The following is a 6,095-nucleotide window of genomic DNA, read 5'->3' as shown; positions in this document are numbered from 1 at the left end:
GCCTGGGCCAGCATCGCCTGAGCGGACTGGATCAGGATGTTGTTCTTCGTGTAGGCCATCATCTCGTCGGCCACGTCCGTATCCCGGATGCCGGACTCGGCGTCCTGGATGTTCTCGGTCATGACGGACAGGTTGTTCAGGGTGTGGTCCAGACGGTTCTGGACGGCGCCCAGGTCGCCTCTGGAGGAGGACACCTGGTTGGTGGCCATCACGATATAGTTGATCGCTTCCGCGGCGCCGGACTGGGTGGCGATATTCGGCAGGTTCCCTGCGAAGAGCTTGCTGACGTGGATATCGTTGGCGCCGGCCCGGATCTGGTTGTAGGTGTGGGGGGTGTCGCCGATCTGCAGCTTGATGCCGCCGTTGGCGGAATAGGTCGGCAGGCTGGAGGCGTCGATCATGACGCCGCTCGCAGAGCCCTCGATCTTGATCCCCGCGCCGGTCTTGTTGACGGTGGCGGTGTCGGTCTTACCGTCCAGGGTCGTCAGCTTCATGTTGGCGCCCATCTTCGCCGCGACCGCGCTGGCGATCTTGGTAGCCGTGGCCTTGAGGCCCACCACCAGCTTGTCGCCGCTGAACTGGCAGTAGGTCTTGGCGGCGTTGGTGCCGGTGGCCTGGACCACGTTGTAGGTCTTGGAGCCGATCTGGATGCTGCCGCCGATATAGTCCTTGCCGGTGCCGCTGAAGTTGATCTGGAACTTGGCCTTCGCGCCGGTCGTCGCCTGGGTGAAGGTCACGCCGCTGATCTGGGACTGGGTGCCGTCCAGCAGCTTGATGCCGTTGAAGTTGGCGGAGTCGGCGATACGGTCGATCTCGTTCAGCAGGGAGTTGACCTCCTTCTGGAGCTGGACACGGTCGACGTTCTCGTCATAGGTGCCGTTGGCAGACTGGGTGGCCAGGTACTTCATGCGCTTGAGCATGTCCTGGACCTCCTGCATGGCGCCCTCGGCGGTCTTGACCAGGTTGGTGGCGTCCTTGACGTTCTTCTGGGCGGCCTGCAGGCCGGTGATCTGGGAGCGCATCTTCTCGGAGATCGCCAGACCGGCGGCGTCGTCGCCGGCGCGGTTGATCTTGTAGCCGGAGGACAGCTTCTCCAGGTTCTTGCCCAGAGCGTTGACGTTGTTGGTGTAATTCCGATAGGAATTCATCGCCAAAATATTGTGTTGGATACGCATGATATTTGCCTCCTTAGCAAAATTTAATGTGTTCGAGCGTTCCTTCGCTCTCTCACAACGGCAGGTGCGCGCCGTCCGTCCCGTTCCCGTGGCCTTTGGTCCCGGGGCTTCTCAGACGCAGGTACGTTATCCCATCCGGCTCGTCAGCCGGTCGAGACCCGTATGCTCGATCGGGATGGCGCCGCGGGCCCGGGGATCCCCGGCCCCTCCGGGACACGCTGTCGTCCGCATGTCCCCGCTCTTCGTCCCGGCCATCCATAGACTTTATCGGACGCTTCCAAAAATAATTAAGCCCTTCCCCGCGATTTTTTTCAGATCCGATCCCGTCCCCCCCCTCTCCCCCGCCGCAGACGCCGGGCGGATCGCCAATTTTTGGGCGGCCGTTTTTTGCAAAACGCCGAAGATCTCCCCAGATCGTTGTACTTCTCCCCGATCTATGGTATGATTCGACTGGTTTCGAGAATGGAGCCCCGTCTTGGGACAGCTCCGCATCCTTGGAGCCGTCGGAGAACGGACGGCTCTCGTCGAGGAGGGATCGGTTTGTCACGGGAGACCGCACAGGACCTGTTTTTTGAATCCTTGTACAAACGCTACTTCGGCCGGCTGGAGGCGGCCGCCCGCGCCGTGATCGGGGACCGCCCCGTGGCGGAGGAGCTGGTGCAGGAGACCTTCGTCATCGCCCTGCGCAATTACGAGACCCTCCGCCGGCACGAGAAGCCGGACGCCTATCTGTACACCGTCCTGCGGTATAAGATCTCCGACTACCGGCGCTCGCTGGAGCGCTATCGGAGGCTCTGCGCCGCCCTGGAGCACAGCCTCCGGACCGGGGCCCTGTCGCTGTCCAGGGACCCGCCCCTCACCTCTTCGGGCATCGTGGAGACGGCGCAGGGCTCGCTCACGGAACGGGAATGGTATCTGCTGCGGCGCTTCGCCATCGACGGCGCCACCCACCGCCAGATCGCCGGCGAGCTGGGCATCACCGTGGACGCCAGTCAAAAGCGGCTGGAGCGCATCCGGAAGAAGCTGGAGGCCGTGCTCCCGAGGGACGGGATCTGAGCTGTCCCGGCGCCCGGCCCCCACCCATGGATCTCCCGCGCCTCAAAAATTTTTTTGAGGATCTTTTATTTTTTATGTCAGGTCTCCCGACTTGCGGCCATTTAACAGTAAGGAGGTGCGGGGATGCCAACGGATGGCAAGAAGCAGGCATGCGGATCTTGGGAGCAGCTGGACACCGAGGAGCTGCTCGAACTGGTCCGCATGGATCTCGATCCCCCGGAGGGAGGAGACTACGAGCGGACCGCTCGTATTTTGGAGGTGATCGAAAGGCGCGAAGAAGAGTCCCCCACGGGGATCCTCCCCGATGTCGACCAGGCATGGGAGGATTTCCAAAAATACTATGTCCCCCTGGACAGCGAGGGCTGTCCGCTCTATCCAATGAGAGATCCCGATCGGACATCTGCCGGCAGGGGCCCGGACGGGCGCCGCCGGCGCGGCAGGCTGCTGCGGCGCCTGATCCCCGTGGCCGCGGTGGCGGCGGTGACGCTGTCCAGCATGGTGGCGGCGCAGGCCTTCGGGCTGGACGTGTTCGGCACGCTGGCGCGGTGGACGGAGGAGACGTTCCACTTCGTCTCCGGGACGCCCGCCGCGGCCGGCAGCGAGGAGTCGGAGTCAATCCGCCAGGCGATACAGGAAGTCTACGACCGCTGCGGCGTCACGGTCCCTGCCCCGGCTTGGTATCCGGAGGGGACGGAGTTTGCCTGTGATATCGATGTAGTGGAAGATATGGAATGCTCGACCATCACATGTGACTTTGTATATGGTGACAGCGTTTTTTATATCGAAACTCAGCAGTATCACGGCGAAGAGCGTATCCCTATCCATACCTTTGAAAAAGATGCTTCAAATATCGAGGAATACCACAGTAATGGCAGACTGTTCTACGTCATGTCGAATGTTCCCGATAGCCGAGCCACATATTCAAATGACCAAGTAGTCATCGTCATCGAAGGGAATCTCTCCTTGGAGGTCTTGAAACAACTCATCGATTCCATTGGAGCGTGATTTTTGTGTGCCGAGTAAAAAAACAAGCTCTTATTTTTGCAAGCCTCATCCTCTTAATTGCATCTATCTGCCAAGTAGCGTCTGCGGCCGAGATCTCTCCCCGTGCCAGCCTCTATTTAAGTAATTATGGTGCCTACTTATATGAGGGGACAGCGAAAGGGACCGTACGAGTCGAGTTCACCGTCTCTGGGACGAGGCGTTCTGAGCGCGTCGGCGTTTCCAAGCTCTCCATCTACGAAGGCGACGGCACTTTCGTCACTTCCGTCACAGGGTCCGTGGCCAACGGCCTGCTTGGAGAGGATCTCAAAACCTATATGGGTCACTTCACTTACTACGGTGAAGAGGACACCGTCTATTACATGGTGCTGACCATGTATGCCGAGCGGGACGGCGGTTCCGACTCCAGGCAGTACACTACCAATAATTGCAGATCCCACGTTTAAGACCCCTGGCCCTCCCCTTCCCACCCCCCTGATCTGCCTCCGCCATATCCGCACGAAAACGGGCTTCCGGTCAGGACGGATATCGGCAGGGCGTACCGGTTCTATACCCCCTCCCCCGCCGCGCTCCCCGCGAGCCTGTGAACGCAGGCTCGCTTTTTTCGACGTTTTTCCTCACGATCCGCCATAAACGGAACCCGGCTTCCTGGCGATCGCGTCCCTCGCCTCCTATGATAAGCATATAGGAGGTAACGCGTATGCCTGCACTACTGGATCATAAAAAGCTGCGTAAGGAAATGGAGGCCCGATCGCTCAAGCAGGAGCCCTTGGCGGAACAGCTGGACATCAGCGTCCGGCACCTGCGGAACCTGTGTTCCAGGGACGTCAACATCTCGTCGTCCCTTTTATATGATATCAGCGTGACGCTCCAGGTGCCCATGGACGAGCTCCTGATCATGCCGGAGGAGCGCGAATGATGCGGGCAGGGCACTCCCGGCGGGCCGGGCTCCTCCTGATCGCGGGACCTCTGCTGTACCGCCTCCCCATGAGCGTGACGAAGATCCGCGCCTTCCCGCACTGCCGCGAGGCGCCGGCCTACCCGGTCTGTCCGCGGTGTGACGGGACGATGGAACGCGAATACATGGCCTTCTGCAGCCGCTGCGGGCAAAAGCTGGACTGGCAGCACTATCCGCACGCCAGGATCCTCTATATAGGGATGGACGGCGACGCACGCCCGGGAGGGCCCGCCCCCTCCCGCTGAAAGGCCGGGGCCCCGGGGACCGCTCCGGGGCCCAGCGCCATCCGGCCGGGGCGGCCCCCCTATCCGCGGGAGCGGCCAGGGAGGCCGCCCCGGCGGGAGATCGGGATCCTTTTCAAAAAAAGGGTGGCATCCCAAGGCGGGGACGTGTATAATAGGACCGTGCACAGAGTTTTCGCGCGGGGCATGACCAAGGGGCCCTGCCATGGGGCCCCTTGGAGGCTCATCTTTTGAAAAGAGGCGGCTGTTATGGAAAAGACCCTCCTGTTCGCGCACCGCGGTTTTTCCGGGAGATATCCCGAGAACACCCCCCTGGCCTTCCGGAAGACCGCGGAAGAGACCGACGCCGACGGCATCGAGAGCGACGTCCACATCACCAGGGACGGCGAGCTCGTCATCTTCCACGACGCCGCGGTGGAACGCACCTCCAACGGGACCGGGTACATCAAGGACCTGACCTACGAGGAGCTGCTGGCCCTGGACATCGGCAGCTGGAAGTCGCCGGAGTTCGCCGGGGAACACATCTGGACCTTCGCCCAGCTGCTGGGGTTCTGCAAAGAGGCCGGGCTGCTCCTCGATATGGAGCTGAAAAATTACGAGGTGTTCTATCCGGACCTGGAAAGACGCGTGATCGCCGAGATCCGCGCCGCCCGGATGGAGGAGCAGGTGTTCGTCTCGTCCTTCAACCACATCTCCATGCAGCGCTTCAAGACGCTCTGCCCGGAGATCGAGACCGGGCTGCTCTACGATAAGCCGCTGCTGGACATCGAGGCGTACGTCCAGCGGAGCAATGCGGACAACATGCACCCCCGCTACCAGCTGCTGCAGTACCAGCCGGAGCTGGTGGAGCTGTTCCACAGCCGGGGCATGAAGGTCAACACCTGGACGGTGGACAGCGAGCCGGACATGCGGGACATGCTGGGACGCGGCGTGGACTGCATCATCAGCGATCGTCCGGACCTGCTCTGCCGGGTGGCGGAGGACATGCGGGGCTGAGGCCCCGGCCGGAGGGGCATCCTGATCGGATAAGCTCCCTCCGGCCATGATCTTCAAAAAATGGATTGACAAATCGTGAAAAAGTCCTTATACTATAGTAGTTGGCTCGAGCGATGAGATGGTGGTCCGTCATCGAACATCCGGGTGTAGCGCAGTTGGTAGCGCGCATGGTTCGGGACCATGAGGCCGTGGGTTCAAATCCCGCCACTCGGACCATGCGGAGTGTCCTTATAGGATTTGAGTATCCTTGTGGGACACTCCGCATTATTTTTGCTCAAAATCCTATACGGCGATCCGCTCCGGGGAGTAGCTGACGGCTACTCCCTTTCTCGTCCCCATCGTGATCTCCTCAGCCGGGATTTTCCGGCGGTCAGGGACAGAGAAAGTGCCGATACAGTTGTAATAAATGGTGATATGCTGGGTGGTAACGCCGTCCTGCTTTTCAGCGTGGTATACGTCAATGTGGTCGATCAACTCCGCCACCATGCGCTGGGTGATCTCCGTTGCGTTGGTGTATCGCCGGACAGTTGCAAGAAACGTATCAACGTCCATCCGCTGGCCCTCGCTCTTTTTCAGCTCCAGCCGCAGCGCCTTGATCCGCTTGGCGTTCTCCCCCTGCTCCTGCTCGTACCGCTGGGACATTTTCGCAAACCGGGCGTCGCTGAT

General features: G+C 60.9%; 7 protein-coding genes and 1 tRNA gene. 6 read left to right on the top strand and 2 right to left on the bottom strand.

What is annotated here, in order from left to right; all coding sequences use genetic code 11:
- Nucleotides 1–1,175, bottom strand: a 1,175-nt coding sequence (locus tag QZ332_RS12880; protein ID WP_295766148.1) for a flagellin, incomplete at its 3' end; no start/stop codon positions are given.
- A gap of 540 nt (nucleotides 1,176–1,715) precedes the next feature.
- Between QZ332_RS12880 and QZ332_RS12875 the strand changes: the two genes are divergently transcribed.
- The 6 genes from QZ332_RS12875 to QZ332_RS12850 all read left to right on the top strand — a co-directional run bounded on the left by QZ332_RS12875 (nucleotide 1,716) and on the right by QZ332_RS12850 (nucleotide 5,645).
- Nucleotides 1,716–2,231 (top strand): RNA polymerase sigma factor, encoded by a 516-nt coding sequence (locus QZ332_RS12875; RefSeq protein WP_295766146.1) that lies wholly within the window; start codon nucleotides 1,716–1,718, stop codon nucleotides 2,229–2,231.
- Between the two features lie 123 nt (nucleotides 2,232–2,354).
- On the top strand, nucleotides 2,355–3,236 hold the full coding sequence (locus tag QZ332_RS12870; protein WP_295766145.1) for a hypothetical protein: 882 nt from the start codon (nucleotides 2,355–2,357) through the stop codon (nucleotides 3,234–3,236).
- Nucleotides 3,237–3,550: 314 nt separating this feature from the next.
- The gene (locus tag QZ332_RS12865; protein ID WP_295766143.1) at nucleotides 3,551–3,679 is read left to right on the top strand and encodes a hypothetical protein; all 129 of its coding nucleotides are present in this window, start codon (nucleotides 3,551–3,553) and stop codon (nucleotides 3,677–3,679) included.
- Between the two features lie 254 nt (nucleotides 3,680–3,933).
- The gene (locus QZ332_RS12860; protein ID WP_295766141.1) at nucleotides 3,934–4,152 is read left to right on the top strand and encodes a helix-turn-helix domain-containing protein; all 219 of its coding nucleotides are present in this window, start codon (nucleotides 3,934–3,936) and stop codon (nucleotides 4,150–4,152) included.
- A 530-nt stretch (nucleotides 4,153–4,682) separates the two neighbouring features.
- A complete protein-coding gene (locus QZ332_RS12855) occupies nucleotides 4,683–5,429 on the top strand; it encodes a glycerophosphodiester phosphodiesterase (protein ID WP_295766139.1) in 747 nt (248 codons plus the stop codon).
- 140 nt (nucleotides 5,430–5,569) lie between these two features.
- Nucleotides 5,570–5,645, top strand: a tRNA-Pro gene (locus QZ332_RS12850).
- A gap of 66 nt (nucleotides 5,646–5,711) precedes the next feature.
- Here QZ332_RS12850 and QZ332_RS12845 read toward each other — a convergent pair.
- On the bottom strand, nucleotides 5,712–6,095 hold a 384-nt coding region (locus tag QZ332_RS12845; protein WP_295766137.1), incomplete at its 5' end, for a DUF4368 domain-containing protein.

Origin of the sequence: uncultured Oscillibacter sp. (assembly GCF_910584465.1) — a bacterium.
Classification (GTDB): domain Bacteria; phylum Bacillota; class Clostridia; order Oscillospirales; family Oscillospiraceae; genus Oscillibacter.
Note: the sequence above shows the minus strand (reverse complement) of the source record. Positions and strands in the feature narration are given on the sequence as shown.

Coding starts and splice junctions, on each gene's coding strand:
- QZ332_RS12870 (WP_295766145.1), top strand. CDS start 2,355: ATGCCAACGGATGGCAAGAAGCAGGCATGCGGATCTTGGGAGCAGCTG.
- QZ332_RS12865 (WP_295766143.1), top strand. CDS start 3,551: ATGGGTCACTTCACTTACTACGGTGAAGAGGACACCGTCTATTACATG.
- QZ332_RS12860 (WP_295766141.1), top strand. CDS start 3,934: ATGCCTGCACTACTGGATCATAAAAAGCTGCGTAAGGAAATGGAGGCC.
- QZ332_RS12855 (WP_295766139.1), top strand. CDS start 4,683: ATGGAAAAGACCCTCCTGTTCGCGCACCGCGGTTTTTCCGGGAGATAT.